The 230-nt window shown below is 50.0% G+C and carries 1 protein-coding gene; it reads right to left on the bottom strand.

The window, feature by feature from the left end; translation table 11 throughout:
- Window positions 1–230 (bottom strand): biotin--[acetyl-CoA-carboxylase] ligase (locus R0J87_RS25390; RefSeq protein WP_498889786.1); only part of this gene is annotated, 230 nt, incomplete at both ends.

The following is a 230-nucleotide window of genomic DNA, read 5'->3' as shown; positions in this document are numbered from 1 at the left end:
ATATAAACATCGTTAGGCCACTTCACTGTAGGTGACAACTTATAGCATTGCTCAAGCACGCGGGACAACGCAATAGCGACAATCAGACTCAACCCCATAGCTGCCTGTACACCTTGTTCAAGCCGCCAATACATTGAGAAGTATAAGCTGGCACCAAACGGTGAATACCATACCTTGCCACGCCGGCCACGACCAGCCGTTTGCGCTTCTGCAACAATAACATAGCCGGG

Origin of the sequence: Halomonas sp. SIMBA_159 (genome assembly GCF_046536035.1) — a bacterium.
GTDB lineage: Bacteria > Pseudomonadota > Gammaproteobacteria > Pseudomonadales > Halomonadaceae > Vreelandella > Vreelandella venusta_A.
Note: the sequence above shows the minus strand (reverse complement) of the source record. Positions and strands in the feature narration are given on the sequence as shown.